Source organism: Klebsiella sp. CN_Kp066 (assembly GCF_040065135.1).
GTDB classification, from domain to species: domain Bacteria; phylum Pseudomonadota; class Gammaproteobacteria; order Enterobacterales; family Enterobacteriaceae; genus Klebsiella; species Klebsiella oxytoca.
The window spans coordinates 1-22,580 of record NZ_JBEAIU010000061.1 but is presented as its reverse complement, the minus strand read 5'-3'; the positions used below and the strand labels follow the sequence as shown (position 1 = coordinate 22,580).

Here is a 22,580-nt window from a genome sequence, read left to right as displayed (position 1 = left end):
CGTTCGGCGCGGTCGGCAAGCGTCGCCCGTTTTCCGGTTATGGATGCGTGATTCAGATAAGCTTTGCCATTCTCTTATTCTCTTTTCGACTTCCAAATCGCCAAACGGTATATAAAACCGTTACTCCTTTCATAGCCGTTATAAATATGATGATCAGCAGAAAATCATCATATTGATAAGGGTGCGCAATGGCCGTTAAATCACTGAAAAAAGGATATCTGGCGCTGGCTGCTTCTGTGCTGCTGGTTGCGCAGGCGCAGGCGACGGAACTGCTGAACAGCTCCTACGATGTTTCCCGCGAGCTGTTTGCCGCCCTTAACCCGCAGTTTGAACAGCAGTGGGCGAAAGATAACGGCGGCGATAAGCTGACGATTAAACAATCTCATGCCGGGTCATCAAAACAGGCGCTGGCGATTCTGCAGGGGCTTAAGGCCGACGTGGTGACCTACAATCAGGTGACCGACGTACAGATTCTGCACGACAAAGGCAAACTGATTCCCGCCGACTGGCAAAGCCGTCTGCCGAATAACAGCTCGCCGTTTTACTCCACCATGGGCTTCCTGGTGCGTAAAGGCAACCCGAAGAATATCCACGACTGGAATGACCTCGTGCGTTCCGACGTGAAGCTGATTTTCCCGAACCCAAAAACCTCCGGCAACGCGCGTTACACTTATTTAGCGGCGTGGGGCGCGGCGGACAAGGCTGACGGTGGCGATAAAGCGAAAACCGAGCAGTTCATGACCCAGTTCCTGAAAAACGTCGAAGTATTTGATACCGGCGGTCGCGGGGCTACCACGACCTTCGCCGAGCGCGGCCTGGGCGATGTGCTGATCAGCTTCGAATCGGAAGTGAACAACATCCGTAAACAGTACGAAGATCAGGGATTTGAAGTGGTTATCCCGAAGACCAATATCCTGGCCGAATTCCCGGTGGCCTGGGTAGATAAAAACGTTCAGGCCAACGGAACGGAGAAAGCGGCGAAAGCCTATCTGAACTGGCTCTACAGCCCGCAGGCGCAGACGATCATCACCGACTATTACTATCGCGTGAACAACCCGAAGGTGATGGATTCCCTGAAAGATAAATTCCCGCAGACCGAGCTGTTCCGCGTGGAGGACCAGTTTGGCTCCTGGCCGGAAGTGATGAAAACCCACTTTGCCAGCGGCGGTGAGCTGGACAAACTGCTGGCGGCGGGGCGTAAGTAATGTTTGCTGTTGCCTCAAAGCGCGTGCTGCCGGGCTTTACCCTGAGCCTCGGCACCAGCCTGCTGTTCGTGTGCTTAATTCTGCTGCTGCCGCTGAGCGCGCTGGTAATGCAGCTCGCGGAAATGACCTGGAGTCAATACTGGGATGTGATCAGTAACCCGCAGGTGGTAGCCGCTTATAAAGTCACCCTGCTGTCGGCCTTTGTGGCGTCGATCTTTAACGGCGTATTTGGCCTGCTGATGGCGTGGATCCTCACGCGCTACCGCTTTCCGGGGCGCACGTTGCTGGACGCGCTGATGGATCTGCCGTTTGCGCTACCGACGGCGGTGGCGGGCCTGACGCTGGCCTCGCTGTTCTCCGTCAACGGCTTTTACGGTGAATGGCTGGCGAAGCTTGATATTAAAGTGACCTATACCTGGCTGGGTATCGCCGTGGCGATGGCCTTTACCAGTATTCCGTTTGTGGTTCGTACGGTGCAGCCGGTACTGGAAGAGCTGGGGCCGGAATATGAAGAGGCGGCGGAAACCCTGGGCGCGACGCGCTGGCAGAGCTTTCGCAAAGTGGTGCTGCCGGAGCTTTCACCTGCGCTGATGGCCGGCGTCGCGCTGTCGTTTACCCGCAGCCTGGGAGAGTTCGGCGCGGTTATTTTTATCGCCGGTAACATCGCGTGGAAAACGGAAGTGACCTCGCTGATGATTTTTATTCGTTTGCAGGAGTTTGATTACCCTGCCGCCAGCGCGATTGCTTCGGTGATCCTCGCGGCATCGTTACTGCTGCTGTTCTCAATCAACACCCTGCAAAGTCGCTTTGGTCGACGCGTGGTAGGTCATTAATGGCGATCGTTGCTCAATTAAAGCGTTATGACGCCCCCCGCATTAACTGGGGGAAATGGTTTTTGATCGGTATCGGGATGCTGGTTTCCGCCTTTATCCTGATTGTACCGATGGTCTATATCTTCGTGCAGGCTTTCAGCAAAGGTCTGATGCCGGTGCTGCATAACCTGGCCGATCCGGACATGCTGCACGCCATCTGGCTGACGGTGATGATCGCCTTAATTACCGTGCCGGTGAATCTGGTGTTTGGCACGCTGCTGGCATGGCTGGTGACGCGTTTTAACTTTCCCGGCCGCCAGCTGCTGCTGACGTTGCTGGATATTCCGTTTGCCGTCTCGCCGGTGGTGGCGGGGCTGGTTTATCTGCTGTTTTATGGCTCTAATGGCCCGCTTGGCGGCTGGCTGGATGAGCATAACCTACAGATTATGTTTGCCTGGCCCGGTATGGTGCTGGCGACCATTTTTGTGACCTGTCCGTTTGTGGTTCGCGAGCTGGTGCCGGTGATGATGAGCCAGGGCAGTAATGAGGATGAAGCGGCGATTCTGCTCGGCGCTTCGGGCTGGCAGATGTTCCGTCGGGTGACGCTGCCAAACATCCGCTGGGCGCTGCTGTATGGCGTGGTGCTGACTAACGCCCGCGCGATCGGCGAATTCGGCGCCGTATCGGTTGTTTCCGGCTCTATCCGCGGCGAAACCTTGTCGCTACCGCTGCAAATAGAACTACTGGAGCAGGACTACAATACCGTTGGTTCGTTTACCGCCGCGGCTCTGCTGACGTTAATGGCTATTTTGACCCTGTTTTTGAAGAGTATGGTGCAATGGCGTTTGGCCAATCAGGAAAAACGCGCGCAACTGGAGGGAAATCATGAGCATTGAGATTGCCAATATTAAGAAGTCTTTTGGTCGCACCCAGGTGCTGAATGATATCTCGCTGGATATCCCTTCCGGACAGATGGTCGCGCTGTTGGGGCCGTCAGGCTCCGGGAAAACCACGCTGCTGCGCATCATTGCCGGGCTGGAGAATCAGTCCAGCGGGCACATTCGTTTTCACGGTACCGACGTCAGCCGGGTGCACGCTCGCGACCGTAAAGTTGGCTTTGTGTTTCAGCACTACGCGCTGTTTCGTCATATGACGGTGTTCGACAACATTGCCTTCGGTCTGACGGTGCTGCCTAAGCGTGAACGGCCAAATGCCGCCGGGATCAAAGCGAAAGTTACCAAACTGCTGGAGATGGTTCAGCTGGCGCATCTGGCCGATCGCTATCCGGCCCAGCTTTCCGGCGGACAGAAGCAGCGCGTCGCGTTAGCGCGCGCGCTGGCGGTCGAACCGCAAATTCTGCTGCTGGATGAGCCTTTCGGCGCGCTGGATGCCCAGGTACGTAAAGAACTGAGACGCTGGCTGCGTCAGCTGCATGAAGAGCTAAAGTTTACCAGCGTATTCGTTACCCACGATCAGGAAGAGGCGACCGAAGTCGCGGATCGCGTGGTGGTGATGAGCCAGGGCAATATTGAACAGGCGGATGCGCCCGATCGGGTATGGCGCGAGCCGGCAACCCGCTTTGTACTGGAATTTATGGGCGAAGTGAACCGCCTGAAAGGCACCATTCGCGGCGGCCAGTTTCACGTGGGCGCGCATCGCTGGCCGTTAGGCTATACCCCGGCGTATCAGGGGCCGGTGGATCTGTTCCTGCGGCCGTGGGAAGTGGATATCAGCCGGCGCACCAGCCTGGATTCACCGCTGCCGGTACAGGTGCTGGAAGCGAGCCCGAAAGGCCACTACACCCAATTAGTTGTGCAGCCTCTCGGGTGGTATGACGAATCGCTCACCGTGGTGTATCAGGGCGAAGAGGCGCCGTATCGCGGGGAACGCCTGTTTGTTGGCTTGCAGAATGCCCGCCTGTACAACGGTAGTGAGCGTATTGAGCCGCGCGAGGAGCTTGCTCTGGCTGAATCGGCCTGATAGCTTAATCCGCATGTTTATCGCCGTTTTCGCAACGGCAGGATTGGGTAGCCCGGATAAGACGCCTGCGTCGCCATCCGGGGATGTTTGCAGGCCGGGTAAACGCTTCCCGGCCTTTTTATTGGGCAAAACCGTGAATACATTAGAACAAACAATCGGCAACACGCCTCTGGTGAAGCTACAGCGTCTGGGACCAGATAACGGCAGCGAAATCTGGGTCAAACTGGAAGGGAATAACCCGGCCGGTTCGGTAAAAGATCGCGCCGCGCTTTCGATGATTGTCGAAGCGGAAAAGCGCGGCGAAATTAAGCCCGGCGATGTATTGATTGAAGCAACCAGCGGCAATACCGGCATTGCGCTGGCGATGATCGCCGCGCTTAAAGGCTATCAGATGAAGCTGCTGATGCCAGATAATATGAGCCAGGAGCGTCGTGCGGCCATGCGCGCCTACGGGGCGGAACTGATTCTGGTCACCAAAGAGCAGGGGATGGAAGGGGCTCGCGATCTGGCGCTGGCGATGGCCCAGCGTGGTGAAGGCAAGCTGCTGGACCAGTTCAACAATCCGGATAATCCCTATGCCCACTACACCAGTACCGGGCCGGAAATCTGGCGGCAGACAGAAGGGCGGATTACCCATTTTGTCTCCAGCATGGGCACCACCGGCACCATTACCGGCGTTTCCCGCTTTCTGCGCGAACAGGCTAAAGCGGTGAGCATCGTGGGGCTGCAGCCGGAAGAGGGCAGCAGTATTCCCGGCATTCGCCGCTGGCCTGCCGAATATATGCCGGGGATTTTTAACGCGCAGCTGGTGGATGCGGTGCTGGATATTCATCAACAGGACGCGGAAAACACCATGCGGATGCTGGCGGTGCAGGAAGGGATTTTCTGCGGCGTGAGTTCAGGCGGCGCGGTGGCGGGCGCGCTACGCATTGCCCGTGAAAATCCTGGCGCGGTAGTGGTAGCGATCGTTTGCGATCGCGGCGATCGCTACCTTTCGACCGGCGTATTTGGCGAAGAGCACTTTACCCAGGGCGCGGGAATTTAAACTTCGGGCGCGTCAAGCAGATCCGTACCGTAAGAGTTATCAACGGTACACAGCCAGCGCTCGCCCTGCTGCTGAAAGACGTAGGTTGCGCGGCGCGTAACCTGAGTTATCCCGGCTTCCGCTGTCGGTATATCCAGCCGGGTTTCCATGATCACCAGCGCATTGCCGCCGCCTTCAATAATCTCCATTTTCCCCTGCGTTACCACCAGCCGGTGCTGGAAATAGTCGGCAATGGCGATAAACGCTTTACGGATATTTTCTTTGCCCTTGACGACCATGCCCGGTTTGACCACCAGCGCGGCGTCGTCGGCGTAATACTCCATCAACGTCGCGTAATCTTCCTGCGAGATAGCGCGATCGCAGGCTTCAATGGCGGCTTTAAGCTGCGGATTGGGATTGTGCATTTCAGGCGATCCTTAAATTATCGGGCTTTAATAAAAGCATTTTGCTTACTTTTCCGTCAGCTTATCAAGAAATGTCCACAGCTTCTGATTCATTTCGCGGTAATCCCAGGCGCGCATCTCCTGTTCGCTGCGGATGAAGCGTCTGCCTCTGGCGGCGCTGAGCTCCTGCTGTGAATGGGCGATCAGCAGTTCGATGACCTCAGCGTCAAATTCCATATGGCACTGGAAGCCATAAACCCGATCGCGATATTTCACAATTTGCCGCGGGCAGCCTTCGCTGGAGGCCAGCACCTCCGCTTCCGGCGTCAGGCCAGGCATATCGTTATGCCAGTGGCCCACGACCAGCGACGGGCCAAAATGGGCCAGTTTGCCGTCCTGCAGGCCGGCGGTGGTGAGCGTTATCGGAAAGTGGCCAATCTCTTTTTCCGGACTTTGCATGACCGGCGCGCCCAGCGCTTCGCCGATAAGCTGCGAACCGAGACAAATCCCCACCACGATCCGCCCGGCGGCAATGGCCTGCGCAATCAAACGCTGCTCGGCGTGGGTATCAAAATATGGGCATTCGGCTAGGGTGGTACGCGGCGATTGCGGGCCGCCCAGCACTACCAGCATATCAAAGGCGTTAGCATTTTCCGGTAGCGCATCCCCGGCATAAACCCGCGACCAGCTGGTATCGTAACCGCGCGCCTGCGCCCAGTGCAGATAAGCTCCCGGCGCTTCAAAGACTTCATGGACGATAAAGTGGATCTGCATAGCGTTAACTCCCGTCACTGTTGTTGTAATATCTGACATAAGTCACTGGCGAGCTTATTAATTTCTTCATCGCTGAGCGTAGCAAGTGACAGCCGCAGCCCGTGTGAAGGGGCGCGAATTCCGAACGTTTCGCCTTCGCGGACCAGCCAGCCAGCATGCGCCAGGCGAAGCGCTACCGGCTGGCTTGGTTCCTCCAGCGGAAACCAAAAGTTCAGGCCGTCTCCTGGCGTCAGGTGGGTTATCCCGCAGCGAGCGAGCGCGGCGATCAGCTTTTCATGTTGTCGACGATAGTGGCGGCGACTCTCCGTCAGCGATGCCATAAATGCGTCATCATTAAGACAAGCGATGACCAGATCCTGCAGCAGATGGCTGACCCACTGGCTACCGGAATTAAGCCTCAGGCGCAGCGCCGCCGACGTTTCGCAATCGCTGGCAACGATAGCCAGACGCATGTCCGGCCCAAGGGTTTTCGACAGCGAGCGTACCAGCGCCCAGCGCCGGCTTTCGGCGGCCAGCGGAGAGTGCCAGGGCGTTGAGGAGAGCAGGGCGAAATGGTCATCAATAATCACCAGAACCTGCGGATAGCGGGCCAGGATATCGCGTATCGCCCGGGCGCGGGGCTCGCTAAGGCTACAGCCCGTCGGATTATGTGCTCGCGGGGTGATGATCACCGCCCGGGCGCCGTTGCGCAGCGCCTCCTCAAGGGCATCAGGCTGCATGCCTTCAGCGTCGACCGGTACCGGCGAGGGGGTGAAGCCGGCATAGCGCAGCATATTAATGCTGCTGAGAAAGCAGGGATCTTCGATAGCCACGCTATCGCCCGGCAGCAGCAGGGCGCACAGCAGACGTTCGAGCGCATCGATAGCGCCGCTGGCGAGGTTAATCTCCGCGTCCACGCCTGAATCTTTGCTCATCCAGGCATGGGCCCACGCGGCCAGCCGTGGGTCAACCGCCGCATCGCCGTACAGGCGTGGAGCGGCGGCGATAGCGCTGAGGTAGTTTTTGACGTTCGCCAGACGCGTGGGATCGGGGTTGCCGCTGGAGATATCTTTTAGCGGCGAAGAGGGATCGCCACCTTCAAGGGCGGGAAGCGTATTATGCGTCTTAATGGCCGTACCGTTACGCCCCTGGCTAATGGCCAGACCGGAGGTTACCAGTCGCTTATAGGCGGCGGCGACCGTATTGCGGTTAACCGACAGCTTGCCAGCCAGTTCGCGTACCGGCGGCAAAACATCGCCAGGTTTGAGTACGCCGCTTTGCACCAAATGGCGGATATTATCGAAGATCTCACTGGCAGTTTTTCCAACGATCATTATTGACCTATGACAAAATGAAATTTAGCATAGGACGAATGATAATCAGAGTATGACTCGCTGTCCAGCGGGGGGAGAAAGGATGGGCCAGCAGGATGAAATACAATCGGTGCTCTTCAACGATAAAAGTCGGGCACTACAGGTCGATATCGTGGCCGTGCAGTCGCAGGTGGTCTACGGCAGCGTAGGAAACAGTATTGCGATACCGGCGATAAAGCAGCACGGCCTGCGGGTTATCGCGGTGCCGACGGTGCTGTTCAGCAATACTCCGCACTATGACACCTACTATGGCGGCGTCATCCCGGAAGAGTGGTTTGCCGGTTATTTAAAGGCGCTGGAGGAGCGTGACGCCCTGCGCGAGTTGCGGGCGGTCACGACCGGCTATATGGGAAGCGCGGTGCAGATTAAGCGCCTTGCGCAATGGCTGCAGCGCATTCGCGAGCATCATCCCGAGCTGTGTATTCTCGTTGATCCCGTCATTGGCGATGTGGATAGCGGTATTTATGTTAAGGCCGAGATTCCGGAAGCCTATCGTACTCATTTGCTCCCGCTGGCACAGGGAATCACGCCCAATCTGTTTGAGCTGGAGACGCTAAGCGGACTGCCTTGCCATAATCAGCAGGAGGCGATTGTCGCCGCCCGCAGCCTGCTCTCGGATTCGTTGAAATGGGTCGTTATTACCAGCGCGCCGGGAGCGGATAGCGCCACGATCAACGTGCTGGTGGTTAGCGCAGAGTCGGTCGAGGTGATCGAACATCCGCGCGTAGAAACCGACCTTAAGGGAACGGGCGATCTTTTTTGCGCCGAGCTGGCGAGCGGCCTGGTGTGCGGAATACCGCTGGGTGATGCCGCTCATGCCGCCGCGCAGCGGGTGCTGGCGGTAATGACCTGGACCGATGAACAGGGCTGCGACGAGCTTATTCTTCCGCCGTCAGGAGAGGGGATATGAAGAGCTATCGTTTAGTGGTTCGTCAGCAGGGAAGAGTCGTCGGCCATTTTGAGACGACCGGCAGCGAAGCGCTGGAAGATGTTTGCGAAGTGGGGTCGCTATTTGGCGCCGTTGGCGGATATCAGTGTGATTTACAGGTTTCTGATAGCGAGAAGCGGATTCTGGAAAGCGGCCCTGAGGGGATGAAAATACTTTCACGGGAGAAGTGCTATCGGCCATTCAAAGCGGCGAGATAAAAAAATGGCGCCCTGAGAGGCGCCATTCTTCTGCGGCAAGAATTACTTCTTGATGCGGATAACCGGAGTTTCACCCACGGTTACGCTACCGGACAGTTTGATCAGCTCTTTGATCTCGTCCATGTTAGAGATAACAACCGGAGTCAGGGTAGACTTGGCTTTCTCTTCCAGCAGCGGCAGATCGAATTCGATAACCGGGTCGCCGACTTTCACACGCTGGCCTTCTTCAGCGATACGTTTGAAGCCTTCGCCTTTCAGTTCAACGGTATCAATACCGAAGTGAACGAACAGCTCGATGCCGCTATCAGATTCGATTGAAAACGCATGGTTGGTTTCAAAAATTTTACCGATGGTACCATCTACCGGCGCAACCATTTTGTTGCCAGTAGGTTTGATAGCAATGCCATCACCCACAATTTTTTCCGCAAACACTACATCCGGCACGTCTTCGATGTTGACGATCTCGCCAGAGAGCGGGGCAACAATCTCAATAGTTCCGGTGTCTTTTTTGTCATCAGAAACCAGAGATTTCAATTTATCGAACAAACCCATGATCTTCTCCTAAGCAGTAATTTGGGCCGCGCATCTCGTGAATTAGCAGATTGTTTTTTCTTCAATGAACTTGTTAACCAGCGTCATTAACTCGTCCGTTGTCGGTTGAGCAAGAGCCTGCTCTGCTAATACCTTCGCATCTTCGAAGTTCGTGTTACGAATAATCTTCTTAATGCGCGGGATGGAAATGGCGCTCATAGAGAACTCGTCCAGACCCATACCCAGCAACAGAAGTGTAGCACGTTCATCGCCCGCAAGCTCACCGCACATGCCGGTCCATTTGCCTTCAGCATGAGAAGCATCAATAACTTGCTTAATCAGCGTCAGCACAGACGGGGACATTGGCTGGTAAAGATGTGAAATCATATCATTACCACGGTCAACTGCCAGAGTATACTGCGTTAAATCATTGGTACCGATACTAAAGAAATCAACTTCTTTGGCTAAGTGACGTGCAATAGTCGCAGCGGCAGGGGTTTCCACCATTACGCCAATCTCGATTGCTTCGTCAAATGCTTTACCTTCGTCGCGCAGTTCCTGCTTGTAGATTTCGATCTCTTTTTTCAGTGCACGCACTTCTTCAACAGAGATGATCATCGGGAACATGATGCGCAGTTTACCGAAAGCGGAAGCGCGCAGGATGGCACGTACCTGGTCGCGCAGAATTTCTTTGCGATCCATGGCGATACGCACTGCGCGCCAGCCGAGGAACGGGTTCTCTTCTTTCGGGAAGTTCATGTACGGCAGCTCTTTGTCGCCGCCGATGTCCATGGTACGAACAATAACGGCCTGAGAGCCGCATGCTTCGGCAACCGCTTTATAAGCCGCGAACTGTTCTTCTTCAGTTGGCAGCGAATCACGGTCCATGAACAGGAATTCAGTACGATATAAACCAACGCCTTCTGCGCCGTTACGCTCGGCACCTTCAACGTCGCGTACGGTACCGATATTGGCGCAAACTTCAACCTGATGGCCGTCCAGCGTAATTGCCGGCAGGTCTTTCAGCTTAGCCAATTCCGCTTTCTCTTCAGCGACCTGAGCCTGCAGGTTACGCAGCTCTTCGATCTGCTGGTCGCTCGGGTTAACCAGAACCTGGTTATTTACAGCGTCGAGAATCAGATAATCGCCGTTTTTCACCTGGCTTGTGACGCTACCGGTGCCCACGATGGCCGGCAGTTCCAGAGAACGCGCCATGATGGAGGTGTGGGAAGTACGGCCGCCCGCGTCGGTGATAAAGCCCAGCACCTTGTTCAGGTTCAGCTGTGCGGTTTCAGACGGGGTGAGGTCTGCGGCAACCAGGATAACTTCATCCTGAATTGCGCTAAGATCGATGATGGCCAGGCCGAGAATGTTGCGCAGCAGGCGCTTACCGATGTCGCGTACGTCAGCAGCACGCTCTTTCAGGTATTCATCGTCCAGTTCTTCCAGGGCAGTAGCCTGACCTTCGATAACTTCATTGGCTGCCGCATCGGCAGTCATGTGCTTATCTTTAATCAGGGCTATGATTTCCTGCTCAAGCTCCTCATCTTCCAGCAGCATGATGTGCCCTTCGAAGATGGCTTCTTTTTCTTCACCGAAAGTTTCACCAGCTTTGGTTTTGATGACCTCCAGCTGGGCGGAGGCCTTGGTGCGGCCGTTCAGAAAACGTTCAACTTCCTGATCAACCTTATCGGCAGAAATTTTCTTCCGGTCGATGACAATTTCATCTTCTTTCAGCAGAAGAGCCTTGCCGAAAGCGATACCCGGGGATGCTAAAATGCCTGAAATCATAACCCTACCTTACTTGTGACTGATATTAAAAAGAACCCGTGAACTTACTCGAGTTCAGCCATCAGTTTAACCAGATGCTCAACTGCTTTTTGCTCATCTTCGCCTTCGGCAGAGAGAGTTACAACGGTACCCTGGGTCAGGCCCAGAGTCTGCAGTTTGAACAGGCTTTTGGCGCTGGCGCTTTTGCCGTTGGAGGTTACAGTGATCTCAGAAGTGAAGCCTTTTGCTTCTTTAACAAACTGAGCAGCAGGGCGGGTGTGCAGACCGTTCGGAGCGGTAATAGTAACTTCTTGCTGGAACATTATATTTCCCCAACTTATAGGTTTAGTGTTGTGGACCTAAAGTTTAGCCTAACGGCCAAACTTTAGCCTGTATCGTTAGCGCCGGCATTACGTGTCCGGCTTCGGCACCAGCAGCTGAGAATCGCTGTGGAAACCTTCAGGCCGTTAACGTCTACCACGTCATTAAACATTATGCCGCTAAAGGAAGACTTGAACCAAATCATAAAATCGATTCAGCTTATGGAAATCCCAATCGGAATAATTTCGCGCATCGAAATAAATGTGCTGGTTAAATACCAGACCCAACGAAGTGAATCAATGCCAGGAGGGGTAAAAGTTTGATGTGCGCCACAAAAAAGCACCTGAAAAGGTGCTTTTTTACACGATATTAACAAGCTGGCATTACTGTTGCAGTTCTTTCTCTGTGAACAGATCCGCAAACAATGCAGTGCTTAAATAGCGCTCACCTGAAGAGGGTAGGATAACCACAATATTCTTGTTGGTAAAGGATTCATCCTCCTGCAGCTTCAGCGCAGCGGCAACGGCGGCGCCGGAAGAGATACCAGCCAGAATGCCTTCCTCTTCCATCAGACGGCGTGCGGTGGAAATCGCCTCCTCGTTGGTGATCGCTACCACTTTATCAACCAGTTTCAAATCCAGGTTGCCGGGAATGAATCCTGCGCCAATACCCTGAATTTTATGCGGGCCGGGCTTAAGCTCTTCGCCTGCCAGCGCCTGGGCGATAACCGGGGAATCGGTAGGTTCTACGGCAACGGTAATCAGATCTTTTTTACCTTTGGTGCCTTTGATATAGCGGCTCACGCCGGTCAGCGTACCGCCGGTACCGACGCCGGAGATGAAGACGTCGACCTGACCATCAGTATCTTCCCAGATTTCCGGGCCGGTGGTTTTTTCGTGAATTTCCGGGTTGGCCGGGTTGCTAAACTGCTGCAGCAGCAGGAATTTCTCCGGATTGCTGGCGACGATCTCTTCGGCCTTCTGGATGGCGCCCTTCATGCCTTTTGCGCCTTCGGTCAGGACCAGATTGGCGCCCAGCGCCTTCAGCAGTTTACGACGTTCGATGCTCATCGTCTCGGGCATCGTCAGCGTCAATTTGTAACCGCGCGCCGCCGCCACGTAGGCCAGCGCGATACCAGTATTACCGCTGGTAGGTTCTACCAGCTCAACGCCGGGTTTCAGCACGCCGCGTTTTTCGGCATCCCAAATCATATTGGCACCGATACGGCATTTTACGCTAAAGCTCGGGTTACGTGATTCTACCTTTGCCAGGATGCGCCCGTTACCGATGCGGTTCAGTCGTACCAGCGGCGTATGGCCGATAGTCAGGGAGTTGTCTTCAAAAATCTTACTCATGGCCTGTCCTTAACTGTATGAAATTTGGGAGTACGGCTTCAGCATACCCGCTTAAAGAATATGCGGAAGTAAGGATTTAGCATATCTATATTCGGAAGGGAAATAATGGCAAGCCAGAAGTAATAAGGAGCGGCATAAGCCGCTCCGAACAAGATAGCGCTATTTCCACATCGCGTGTTTGTCACGGTAGCAATCAACCCACATCGCCGTCGCGCCGCAAATTGCGACGGGCAGGATCACGAGGTTGAGCACCGGGATCATGGTAAACAGGCTGGTCAGAGCGCCAAACTGCATGTTGGTGACTTTGCGGGTGCGTAGCGCCTGGCGCATGGTTTTAAACGGCACTTTATGGTTATCAAAAGGATAATCGCAGTATTGAATCGCCAGCATCCAGGCGCTGAACAGGAACCACAGCACCGGGGCGACGGTCTGGCCGAAACCGGGAATAAAATAGAGAAGCAAAAGGACGATCGCCCGCGGCAGATACCAGGCAAACTTCTGCCACTCGCGCTTCATGATGCGCGGCACATCTTTCAGGATACCGAAAATTCCGACGTCCGGCGGCGTCGCGCCAGTCAGACGCGCCTCAAGCTGCTCGGCCAGCAGGCCGCTAAAGGGCGCGGCAATCCAGTTGGCGATAGTCGAGAAGAAGTAGCCGAACACCAGCAGAATAGAAATGACGACGATGGGCCACAGCAGATAGTTAAGCCATTGCAGCCATTCAGGAACATGGCTCATCAAAGAAGGGATCCAGCTATCCAGTCGCGTGAACAACCACCAGAATGCGCCACCCATCAGCACGATGTTGACGAGTAGAGGGAGGAAGACGTATCGACGGATCCCCGGCAGCCCGATCAGCTTCCAACCCTGCGAAAAATAGTAGACGCCACTGCGCGGGGTCGTTACGGATGATGAAACCATAGTCAGGTGATACTCCTTTTTTAACATCCAGGCTGAATGTCGGGCTATTTTATCGGGTTAGCCGACAATAACCAGTTAGGAAATGTTCGAAAAAACAGCAAAAAGCACGATTTAGTTCATCTTTATGTAGTGAAAGCCCCAGACGCACTTGCACTTGATGTAATCGGCAAATACTCTTAGTGAGTAAATGTTTGCCGTGGTGGCAAGGTGTTAGAACAACAGAGAATATAATGATGCAGGATTTGCGTCTGATATTAATCATTGTTGGCGCGATCGCCATAATCGCTTTACTGGTGCACGGTTTTTGGACCAGCCGTAAAGAACGTTCCTCGATGTTTCGCGATCGCCCACTGAAACGTATGAAGTCTCGCGACGATGAAGAGTCGGAAGGCGACGACTTTGATGACGATGTTGAAGGCGTTGGTGAAGTCCGGGTTCATCGGGCGAGTCATGCGCCGAACGGCGTTCATGGGGAGCATGAAGCACCTCGTCAGCCGCCGCAGCACCAGTATCAGCCTCCTTATGAGCGTCAGGCGCAGCAGCCTGTGCGCCCGGAAGAGCCTGCCCGTGCAGCGCAGCAGCCGCATCAGCAGCCAGTTCACTCTCAGGCTCCGGTTCAGCAACCGCATTATGCCGCGCCGACGCAGCAGCCGGTGACACAGCCCGTGCAGCCCCAGCAGCCGGTGACACAGCCCGTGCAGCCCCAGCAGCCGCCGCAAACGCAGCCACAGCAATCGCCGCAGCCACAGCAGCATGTGCAGCAACCCGTTCAGCATGTGCAGCAGCCGGTTCAACAGCAGCCTGTTGCCGCTCCGCAGCCGCAGCCGACGCCTGAACCTCCGGCCCCTGAGCCGCAGCCGGCAGCGCCGCAGCCTAAAGAGCGCAAGGAGACGGTCATCGTGATGAACGTCGCCGCGCATCATGGCGCGCAGCTTAACGGCGAGCTGCTCATCAACAGTATCCAGCAGGCGGGCTTCAAATTTGGCGATATGAATATTTTCCATCGTCACCTGAGCCCGGACGGTAGCGGCCAGGTGCTTTTCAGTCTGGCGAATATGGTCAAACCTGGCACCTTTAATCCGGACAGCATGGCGGATATGATGACCCCTGGGGTGACTATCTTTATGCAGGTTCCGTCCTTTGGCGATGAACTGCAAAACTTTAAGCTGATGCTGCAGTCCGCGCAGTACATTGCCGATGAAGTCGGTGGCGTGGTGCTGGACGACCAGCGTCGTATGATGACGCCGCAAAAACTGCGTGAATATCAGGATCGCATTCGTGAAGTAAAAGAGGCGAACGCCTGATCCCGCTTTTTGCGTTTAATCTACTTATCCTGAACCCCCGCCCCGTCGGGGGTTTTTTATCATTGATGGTGTGATATGGAATCGAACGAACAAAAACTGACTGAACTGCGAACCACGCTTCGCCATCATGAATATCTCTACCACGTCATGGATACGCCGGAAATTCCTGATGCGGAATACGACCGGTTAATGCGTGAACTGCGCGAGCTGGAAGCTCAGCACCCGGAGCTGATCACCCCAGACTCGCCCACCCAGCGCGTCGGCGCCGCACCGCTAGCCTCCTTTAGCCAGATCCGCCATGAAGTTCCGATGCTGTCGCTCGATAACGTCTTTGATGAGGAGAGTTTCCTCGCGTTTAACAAGCGGGTGCAGGACCGTCTGAAAAATAGTGATGATCTTACCTACTGCTGCGAGCTCAAGCTGGATGGCCTGGCGGTCAGTATCCTCTATGAGAACGGCTTGCTGGTACAGGCGGCGACCCGCGGAGATGGAACGACCGGTGAAGATATTACCTCCAACGTGCGTACCATCCGCGCGATCCCCCTGAAGCTACGCGGCGACAATATTCCGCAGCGGCTTGAGGTTCGCGGAGAGGTGTTTCTGCCGCAGGCAGGGTTCGAAAAAATTAATGAAGAGGCCCGGCGAACCGGGGGGAAAGTCTTTGCTAACCCGCGTAACGCCGCAGCAGGTTCTTTACGTCAGCTCGATCCGCGGATTACCGCGAAGCGTCCGCTCACTTTCTTTTGCTATGGCGTGGGCGTGCTGGAAGGCGGCGAGCTGCCGGCCAGCCACTCGGCACGCTTGCAGCAGTTTAAGTTCTGGGGGCTGCCGGTCAGCGAGCGCGTAAAACTCTGCCATACGCCAGAGGAAGTGCTTACTTACTATCGCAAGGTGGAAGAAGATCGACCGAATCTGGGATTTGATATCGACGGAGTGGTGATCAAAGTCGATTCGCTTGCGTTACAGGAACAGCTTGGCTTCGTAGCCCGCGCGCCGCGCTGGGCGGTGGCGTTTAAGTTTCCGGCGCAGGAGCAGATGACTTTCGTGCGCGACGTTGAGTTTCAGGTCGGGCGAACCGGCGCCATCACGCCGGTTGCGCGTCTTGAGCCGGTACACGTCGCCGGAGTACTGGTCAGCAACGCGACCCTCCATAATGCCGATGAAATCGAGCGCCTGGGACTGCGCATCGGCGATAAGGTAGTTATTCGTCGTGCCGGAGATGTGATTCCCCAGGTCGTGAACGTTGTGCTCTCAGAACGCCCGGAAGAGACGCGGGAAATCGTGTTCCCAACCCATTGTCCGGTATGCCACTCCGACGTCGAACGCGTTGAAGGCGAAGTGGTAACGCGCTGTACCGGCGGATTGATCTGCGGCGCGCAGCGCAAAGAGTCGCTCAAGCATTTTGTCTCCCGTCGCGCTCTGGACGTCGATGGTATGGGCGATAAAATCATCGATCAGCTGGTAGAAAAAGAGTATGTGCACACGCCAGCCGATCTCTTTCAGCTGACGCCGGGTAAACTCACCGGGCTCGATCGCATGGGGCCAAAATCAGCGCAGAACATCGTGGATGCCCTGGATAAGTCAAAAGAGACCACCTTCGCTCGTTTTCTTTATGCGCTGGGGATCCGTGAAGTGGGTGAGGCGACGGCAGCCGGTTTAGCGGCCCACTTTGGCACTATTGAGGCGCTTGAGCAGGCCTCGATTGACGATCTGCAAAAAGTGCCGGATGTCGGGATTGTCGTCGCCACGCACGTGCGTAATTTCTTTGCCGAAGAGAGCAACCGCGAAGTTATCGCTCAGCTGCGTAAAGAGGGCGTCCGCTGGCCTGCGCCGGTGGTGGTCAATGCTGAAGAGATTGATAGCCCGTTCGCCGGAAAAACGATTGTTCTGACCGGTAGCCTGAGCCAGCTCTCTCGTGACGATGCGAAAGCGCAGCTGGTTGCGCTGGGCGCGAAGGTTGCGGGCAGCGTGTCGAAGAAAACCGACCTGGTTATCGCCGGGGAGGCCGCGGGTTCTAAGCTCGCTAAAGCGCAGGAGCTGGGAATTGCGGTAATCGATGAAGACGAAATGCTGCGCCTGCTCGGAGAGTCGCGTGGATAAAGAGCAGCTTATTGAAATTGCCAATACGGAAATGCCGTTTGGCAAGTACAAAGGCCGTCGATTAATTGATGTGCCGGAAGAGTATCTGCTGTGGTTTGCCCGTAAGGATCAATTTCCTGCCGGGCATCTCGGCGAACTGATGGCATTAACCCTGTTGATTAAAACAGAGGGGCTGACCGGTCTGGTCCAGCCCCTTAAGCGTCCGCGTTAAGCTTCGGAGGCGCGGTTTTTTTCCTGCGCCTGCAATGCTTCGGCCTGGCGCTTATAGCGCCTCGCCAGCACTGCGCACACCATGAGCTGAATCTGATGGAAGATCATCAGCGGCAGCACCATGATCCCCAGGATTGAGGTCGGGAAGAGAATATTGGCCATTGGAATGCCGTTCGCCAGGCTCTTTTTCGACCCGCAGAAGACAATCGTAATTTCATCCGCTTTATTAAACCCACACCTGCGCGCTACAAACACGTTAATAGCTATCACAATTGCCAGCAGCACGATGCTGACAATAACGATGAACAGCAGCGATCCGATACCCACTTTGTGCCAGATACCGTTCACGACTGCCTCGCTGAATGCCGAATAAACGACCAGCAGGATAGAGGTCTGATCGGTTTTTGAGATCCACTTTTTATGTTTTGTCACCCAGTTGCCAATCCATGGGCGAGAAAGATGCCCCAGCACAAACGGCAGCAGCAGCTGCAGCATGATTTTACCGACCTGCTCCAGACTCCCGCCCGCGCCGTGCAGATTCATCAGCAGGCCGACCAGCAAAGGCGAAATGAAGATCCCCAGCAGGCTTGAGGCCGAGGCCGAGCATACCGCTGCCGCCACGTTACCGCCCGCCAGGGAAGTAAACGCGATGGCCGACTGGACGGTGGCTGGCAGAATGCAGAGATAAATAAACCCGGTGTATAGCGCCGGATCGACGTTGACAGGCGCCCACCAGGCAAACAGCACGCCAAGCACGGGAAAAACGATAAACGTGCTGCACATGACCCAGAGATGTAAACGCCAGTGGCTTCCTCCGGCAACGATCGCCTCACGCGAGAGTTTGGCGCCGTGCATAAAAAACAGCAGCGCGATGGCGGCGGTAGTTAAATGCTCAAAGAAGGGGACAAATCCGCCGCGAGCAGGAAAAAAAGAGGCCAGCAGGACGACGGTGACTAACGTTAGGGTGAATGGATCAAGAATGCGGAAAAATTTCATAAACGCTCCTGAAAATCGATGTCGCTATTGTGCTTTCTTTAGTTTGAGAAATAAAATCGATTTATTGCATCTATTCATGAAAAAAAGAGATGAATTACTCGCTACGACAGTTGAAGGTTTTTGTGACCGTTGCTCGCGTCAAAAGCTTTAGCCGGGCAGGGGAGAGTATTGGCCTTAGCCAGTCAGCGGTAAGCCATAGCGTGAAAGAGCTGGAGCATCAGACCGGGGTACGCTTGCTTGACCGAACGACGCGCGAAGTGGTGCTTACGGAGGCTGGTCAGCAGCTCGCGGCCCGGCTTGAGCGTCTGTTGGATGAACTAAACGGCACGCTGCGAGAGGCCGGACGCGTCGGGCAGCAGCTGATGGGAACCGTCCGGGTGGCGGCCAGCCAGACTATTTCCGCCCATCTTATCCCGCAGTGCATTGCCGACAGCAACCGCCGTTATCCGGAAATCGATTTCGTACTACACGACCGCCCCCAGCAGTGGGTGCTGGAGAGTATCCGCCAGGGGGAAGTGGATTTTGGCATTGTGATCGATCCTGGCGCTGCTACCGATTTACAGTGTGAGACGGTGCTCGCCGAACCTTTTCTGTTGCTTTGCCGTAGCGATCACCCTTTTGCCGGACGGAGCGCGGTGAACTGGCCAGACCTCCAGCAGCAGCGGCTGGTTCTGCAGGATTATGCTTCTGGTAGTCGTCCGCTGATTGACGCCGCGCTCTCGGGATTTGCCGTTAAAGCGAATATTGTGCAGGAAATCGGTCATCCGGCCACGCTATTTCCGATGGTTGAGTCGGGGATAGGTATCAGTATTTTACCCGCATTAGCGCTGCCGCTTCCTCAGGGCAGCCATTTGCAGGTGAAACGACTCACTCCGGTGGTGGAGCGTCAGCTGATGCTGGCGCGGCGTAAAAATCGCTCGCTTTCAACTGCCGCAGAAGCGCTGTGGGAGGTGGTGCGGCATCAGGCTGGCCAGCTGACCGCTTTGCGCGAGAATGACCCCTTGTATCAGAAATGAAATCAATAGCTTTTTGATATCGAACGTCCGGGAAAACTGTATTGGTAATCGATTGCGTACCCTCGTTATAACATCATGGTAGCCAATTAACTTATCGATTCTTCAGTTTCTAAGGACAGCTTATGAGCGACACGCTTTTTTCACAGAACCCATGGTATAGCGCAGACATCATTCGCGGACATAAGCCGGACTTTATGCCGCGGGTGGCTTTTATTCTTGGTTCGGGTCTTGGGGCGCTAGCGGAGCAAATTGAAGATGCAGTGGCAATTTCATACGAGAAGCTGCCTGGATTCCCGGTGAGTACCGTTCACGGCCATGCCGGCGAGCTGGTGTTGGGAAACCTGGCTGGCGTACCGGTTGCCTGCATGAAGGGGCGCGGGCACTTCTACGAAGGGCGCGGCATGACGGTCATGACCGATGCCATCCGTACGCTAAAGCTTCTGGGATGTGAACTGCTGTTTTGTACTAACGCAGCCGGTTCTCTTCGTCCGGAAGTGGGGCCGGGAAGTCTGGTGGCGCTGAGCGATCATATTAATACTATGCCGGGTACGCCGATGGTGGGCCTGAATGATGAACGCTTCGGCGAGCGCTTTTTCTCGCTGGCAAATGCCTATGATGCGGATTATCGCGCCGTTCTGCAGCGCGTTGCGGCAGAGGAGGGTTTTCCGCTGACTGAAGGCGTATTTGTCTCCTATCCCGGGCCGAATTTTGAAACGGCGGCTGAGATCCGCATGATGCAAATTATCGGCGGCGATGTGGTGGGGATGTCCGTGGTGCCGGAGGTGATAAGCGCCCGCCATTGCGGGTTGAAAGTGGTGGCTGTTGCAGCGATTACTAATCTGGCTGAAGGTCTGGGCGATGTGAAGTTATCCCACGCGCAAACCCTGGCAGCGGCCGAACTTTCCCGGCAGAACTTTATCAACCTGATCTGCGGCTTCTTACGCAAACTGGCCTGAAAATAATAAATATTGACCCCGCTTGCGGGGTCTTACTTTAATGGCAAGGAACGGAAAAAATGGGTATCGCTTCTCGCTTAAAGCTCATGTCGTTTTTGCAATATTTTATCTGGGGAAGCTGGCTGGTCACCCTGGGTTCTTACATGATCAATACGCTGCATTTCACCGGCGCAAACGTCGGCATGGTGTATAGCTCTAAGGGGCTGGCGGCCATTATCATGCCCGGCATCATGGGGATCATTGCTGATAAATGGCTTCGTGCAGAACGGGCCTATATGTTCTGCCATTTGGTTGGCGCGGGAGTGCTTCTTTATGCGACGACCGTGACCGATCCGGATACGATGTTCTGGGTGATGCTCATTAACGCGATGGTCTACATGCCCACTATCTCCTTGTCTAACAGCGTCTGCTATTCATGTCTGTCGCAGTCCGGCCAGGATCCGGCGACCGCGTTTCCTCCCATTCGCGTTTTTGGCACTCTCGGTTTTATTGCCGCAATGTGGACGGTGAGCCTGATGGGGCTGGAGTTAAGCAGCGCACAGCTATATATCGCCTCTGCCGCGTCGCTATTACTGGCGATTTATGCATTTACGTTACCGAAAATTCCTGTCGTCGAGAAGAAAGCCGGAACCACCCTGGCCAGCCGGCTGGGGCTGGATGCCTTTGTGTTATTTAAAAATCCGCGGATGGCCATTTTCTTCTTTTTTGCGATGATGCTGGGAGCGGTACTGCAAATAACTAACGTCTTCGGTAATCCTTTCCTGCATGATTTTGCCCGCAATCCGGAGTTTGCCGACAGCTTTGTCGTACGTTATCCCTCAATTTTGCTTTCGGTGTCGCAGATGGCGGAGGTCGCTTTCATCCTCACCATACCGTTCTTTCTTAAACGCTTTGGCATCAAAACAGTCATGCTGATGAGTATGCTGGCATGGACGCTGCGCTTTGGCCTTTTCGCTTTTGGCGATCCCTCTCCGTTCGGTTTTGTGTTGCTGTTGATGTCGATGATTGTTTACGGCTGCGCATTCGACTTCTTTAATATTTCTGGATCGGTATTTGTTGAGCAGGAGGTCAGTGCCAATATTCGCGCCAGCGCCCAGGGCCTGTTTATGACCATGGTGAACGGCATTGGAGCATGGGTTGGTTCAGTTCTGAGCGGTATGGCCGTCGATTACTTCTCTATTGATGGCGTAAAAGACTGGCAGACTATCTGGCTGGTGTTCGCCGCCTATTCATTACTGCTGGCGGTTATTTTTGCCCTGTTCTTCCGCTATCAACATGAGCCTGAGAAACTTATCAACAAAGCGCTGACGCATTAATCTTCTTCAGCGGCGGAGTTTATACTCTGCCGTTTCATTTTCCAGGATGCAGTGTGGTAACTTTGCGCATTATCCTTCGCCTCAGGAGCGCATGTCCCATGGAACGCACGCATCGTATCGATCTGAAATTATTGCGCTATTTTCTGGCTGTCGCAGAAGAGCTGCATTTTGGTCGTGCGGCTGCCCGTCTGAACATGTCGCAACCGCCGCTTAGTATCCACATCAAGGAGCTGGAGCAGCAGCTCGGTACGCTGCTGTTTGTTCGCCACTCTCGTAGCGTGGCGTTGACCCATGCTGGAAAAATTCTGATGGAGGAGTCCCGCCGCCTACTTTCCAGCGCCAATCAGGCGCTGGCGCGAGTTGAGCAGATTGGCCGGGGTGAGGCGGGGAGGGTAGAACTGGGCGTGATAGGTACGGCGATGTGGGGGAAAATGCGCCCGGTAATGCGGCGTTTTTTGAAAGAGAACCCTAACGTAGAGGTGCTTTTCCGCGAGAACATGCCCGCCATGCAGATGGCGATGCTGGAGCGACGGGAGCTGGATGCCGGCGTGTGGCGGATGGCGACAGCGCCTACGCCAGGATTTACCAGCCTGCGTTTGCACGAGTCCTCTTTTCTGGTGGCCATGCCGGAGGAGCATCCGCTGGCGATGCTTGAGGCGATCCCGCTTGCGGCGCTGCGTAACGAATATTTTGTTACGATGCCTTCAATACATACCGACTGGACGTTTTTGCAGCGCGTCTGTCAGAGTGCCGGATTCTTGCCGATGATTATCCGTGAAGTGATGGAGCCGCAAACGGTACTGGCTATGGTCAGCATGGGAATTGGTATTACGCTCATCGCCGATAGCTATGCGCAAATGACCTGGCCGGGCGTTGTGTTTCGTCCGCTGGAAGAGCGCATACCCGCTGACTTGTATATTGTCTATGACCAACAACAGGCGACGCCCGCGCTGGAGAAGCTGGTAGCGGCGCTGGTGAATTGATGGTCAGTGCCGGATAGCAAGATGAAGGCCTGTGCCGGTTTCGTATATTGCAGATAGCAAAAAAGCGCCTTTAGGGCGCTTTTTTACATTGGTGGGTCGTGCAG

Annotated in this window: 23 protein-coding genes; 14 read left to right on the top strand and 9 right to left on the bottom strand. The window is 55.0% G+C overall.

Annotated elements, in window-relative coordinates; translation table 11 throughout:
- Positions 1 to 188: 188 nt before the first annotated feature.
- The 5 genes from cysP to cysM all read left to right on the top strand — a co-directional run bounded on the left by cysP (position 189) and on the right by cysM (position 5,042).
- A complete protein-coding gene (gene cysP, locus ABLV75_RS26840) occupies positions 189 to 1,205 on the top strand; it encodes a thiosulfate/sulfate ABC transporter substrate-binding protein CysP (RefSeq protein ID WP_004104352.1) in 1,017 nt (338 codons plus the stop codon).
- On the top strand, positions 1,205 to 2,038 hold the full coding sequence (gene cysT / locus ABLV75_RS26835; RefSeq protein ID WP_004104350.1) for a sulfate/thiosulfate ABC transporter permease CysT: 834 nt from the start codon (positions 1,205 to 1,207) through the stop codon (positions 2,036 to 2,038). Before cysP ends, cysT begins: the two co-directional genes overlap by 1 nt.
- Positions 2,038 to 2,913, top strand: coding sequence for a sulfate/thiosulfate ABC transporter permease CysW (gene cysW, locus ABLV75_RS26830; protein WP_004104348.1), 876 nt, complete (start codon positions 2,038 to 2,040; stop codon positions 2,911 to 2,913). The genes cysT and cysW overlap by 1 nt, the downstream gene beginning before the upstream one ends.
- Positions 2,903 to 3,997, top strand: a complete 1,095-nt coding sequence (cysA, locus tag ABLV75_RS26825) for a sulfate/thiosulfate ABC transporter ATP-binding protein CysA (RefSeq protein WP_163530710.1) — start codon at positions 2,903 to 2,905, stop codon at positions 3,995 to 3,997. The genes cysW and cysA overlap by 11 nt, the downstream gene beginning before the upstream one ends.
- 133 nt (positions 3,998 to 4,130) lie before the next feature.
- The gene (gene cysM, locus ABLV75_RS26820) at positions 4,131 to 5,042 is read left to right on the top strand and encodes a cysteine synthase CysM (RefSeq protein ID WP_348855221.1); all 912 of its coding nucleotides are present in this window, start codon (positions 4,131 to 4,133) and stop codon (positions 5,040 to 5,042) included.
- On the opposite strand, the gene ABLV75_RS26815 is transcribed toward cysM, so the two are convergent.
- Genes ABLV75_RS26815 through ptsJ form a run of 3 tightly spaced genes read right to left on the bottom strand, consistent with a single transcriptional unit; the run spans position 5,039 to position 7,512 of the window.
- Entirely contained in the window at positions 5,039 to 5,446 is a 408-nt protein-coding gene (locus tag ABLV75_RS26815) for a nuclear transport factor 2 family protein (protein ID WP_070585075.1), read from the bottom strand. The two genes, cysM and ABLV75_RS26815, sit on opposite strands and share 4 nt — an antisense overlap.
- Before the next feature lie 45 nt (positions 5,447 to 5,491).
- Entirely contained in the window at positions 5,492 to 6,199 is a 708-nt protein-coding gene (locus tag ABLV75_RS26810; protein WP_004104342.1) for a type 1 glutamine amidotransferase, read from the bottom strand.
- A 14-nt stretch (positions 6,200 to 6,213) separates the two neighbouring features.
- The gene (gene ptsJ / locus ABLV75_RS26805) at positions 6,214 to 7,512 is read right to left on the bottom strand and encodes a transcriptional regulator PtsJ (RefSeq protein ID WP_004114331.1); all 1,299 of its coding nucleotides are present in this window, start codon (positions 7,510 to 7,512) and stop codon (positions 6,214 to 6,216) included.
- Positions 7,513 to 7,594: 82 nt separating this feature from the next.
- On the opposite strand from ptsJ, the gene pdxK reads away from it, so the two are divergent.
- On the top strand, positions 7,595 to 8,461 hold the full coding sequence (gene pdxK / locus ABLV75_RS26800) for a pyridoxine/pyridoxal/pyridoxamine kinase (RefSeq protein ID WP_023329892.1): 867 nt from the start codon (positions 7,595 to 7,597) through the stop codon (positions 8,459 to 8,461).
- A complete protein-coding gene (locus ABLV75_RS26795) occupies positions 8,458 to 8,697 on the top strand; it encodes a hypothetical protein (protein WP_004104337.1) in 240 nt (79 codons plus the stop codon). The genes pdxK and ABLV75_RS26795 overlap by 4 nt, the downstream gene beginning before the upstream one ends.
- Positions 8,698 to 8,739: 42 nt before the next feature.
- Here the strand turns inward: ABLV75_RS26795 and crr are convergent, their stop codons facing one another.
- The 5 genes from crr to cysZ all read right to left on the bottom strand — a co-directional run bounded on the left by crr (position 8,740) and on the right by cysZ (position 13,595).
- Positions 8,740 to 9,249, bottom strand: a complete 510-nt coding sequence (gene crr / locus ABLV75_RS26790) for a PTS glucose transporter subunit IIA (protein WP_000522253.1) — start codon at positions 9,247 to 9,249, stop codon at positions 8,740 to 8,742.
- 42 nt (positions 9,250 to 9,291) lie between these two features.
- Positions 9,292 to 11,019 (bottom strand): phosphoenolpyruvate-protein phosphotransferase PtsI, encoded by a 1,728-nt coding sequence (gene ptsI, locus ABLV75_RS26785; protein WP_004104336.1) that lies wholly within the window; start codon positions 11,017 to 11,019, stop codon positions 9,292 to 9,294.
- A 44-nt stretch (positions 11,020 to 11,063) separates the two neighbouring features.
- Positions 11,064 to 11,321, bottom strand: coding sequence for a phosphocarrier protein Hpr (ptsH, locus tag ABLV75_RS26780; protein ID WP_002913505.1), 258 nt, complete (start codon positions 11,319 to 11,321; stop codon positions 11,064 to 11,066).
- A 381-nt stretch (positions 11,322 to 11,702) separates the two neighbouring features.
- Positions 11,703 to 12,674, bottom strand: coding sequence for a cysteine synthase A (cysK, locus tag ABLV75_RS26775; protein ID WP_004104335.1), 972 nt, complete (start codon positions 12,672 to 12,674; stop codon positions 11,703 to 11,705).
- Positions 12,675 to 12,833: 159 nt separating this feature from the next.
- Positions 12,834 to 13,595, bottom strand: a complete 762-nt coding sequence (gene cysZ / locus ABLV75_RS26770; protein ID WP_004104334.1) for a sulfate transporter CysZ — start codon at positions 13,593 to 13,595, stop codon at positions 12,834 to 12,836.
- A 230-nt stretch (positions 13,596 to 13,825) separates the two neighbouring features.
- On the opposite strand from cysZ, the gene zipA reads away from it, so the two are divergent.
- The 3 genes from zipA (at position 13,826) to ABLV75_RS26755 (ending at position 17,210) form a co-directional block, all read left to right on the top strand.
- The gene (gene zipA / locus ABLV75_RS26765) at positions 13,826 to 14,899 is read left to right on the top strand and encodes a cell division protein ZipA (protein WP_004104333.1); all 1,074 of its coding nucleotides are present in this window, start codon (positions 13,826 to 13,828) and stop codon (positions 14,897 to 14,899) included.
- Positions 14,900 to 14,974: 75 nt separating this feature from the next.
- Positions 14,975 to 16,999: an NAD-dependent DNA ligase LigA gene (gene ligA / locus ABLV75_RS26760; protein ID WP_004104332.1), complete on the top strand. Its 2,025-nt coding sequence runs from the start codon at positions 14,975 to 14,977 to the stop codon at positions 16,997 to 16,999.
- Positions 16,992 to 17,210 (top strand): DUF3820 family protein, encoded by a 219-nt coding sequence (locus ABLV75_RS26755; RefSeq protein WP_004104331.1) that lies wholly within the window; start codon positions 16,992 to 16,994, stop codon positions 17,208 to 17,210. Before ligA ends, ABLV75_RS26755 begins: the two co-directional genes overlap by 8 nt.
- Here the strand turns inward: ABLV75_RS26755 and ABLV75_RS26750 are convergent.
- On the bottom strand, positions 17,207 to 18,205 hold the full coding sequence (locus ABLV75_RS26750) for a bile acid:sodium symporter family protein (protein WP_004104330.1): 999 nt from the start codon (positions 18,203 to 18,205) through the stop codon (positions 17,207 to 17,209). The two genes, ABLV75_RS26755 and ABLV75_RS26750, sit on opposite strands and share 4 nt — an antisense overlap.
- Before the next feature lie 89 nt (positions 18,206 to 18,294).
- Between ABLV75_RS26750 and ABLV75_RS26745 the strand changes: the two genes are divergently transcribed.
- The 4 genes from ABLV75_RS26745 (at position 18,295) to ABLV75_RS26730 (ending at position 22,476) form a co-directional block, all read left to right on the top strand.
- Positions 18,295 to 19,221: a LysR family transcriptional regulator gene (locus ABLV75_RS26745; RefSeq protein WP_004104329.1), complete on the top strand. Its 927-nt coding sequence runs from the start codon at positions 18,295 to 18,297 to the stop codon at positions 19,219 to 19,221.
- A gap of 122 nt (positions 19,222 to 19,343) precedes the next feature.
- The gene (xapA, locus tag ABLV75_RS26740; protein ID WP_004104320.1) at positions 19,344 to 20,177 is read left to right on the top strand and encodes a xanthosine phosphorylase; all 834 of its coding nucleotides are present in this window, start codon (positions 19,344 to 19,346) and stop codon (positions 20,175 to 20,177) included.
- Between the two features lie 59 nt (positions 20,178 to 20,236).
- Complete coding sequence (locus tag ABLV75_RS26735; RefSeq protein ID WP_004104319.1) at positions 20,237 to 21,493, top strand: nucleoside permease; 1,257 nt, start codon at positions 20,237 to 20,239, stop codon at positions 21,491 to 21,493.
- Between the two features lie 98 nt (positions 21,494 to 21,591).
- Positions 21,592 to 22,476: a LysR family transcriptional regulator gene (locus ABLV75_RS26730; protein WP_004104318.1), complete on the top strand. Its 885-nt coding sequence runs from the start codon at positions 21,592 to 21,594 to the stop codon at positions 22,474 to 22,476.
- The last annotated feature ends 104 nt before the right edge of the window (positions 22,477 to 22,580 follow it).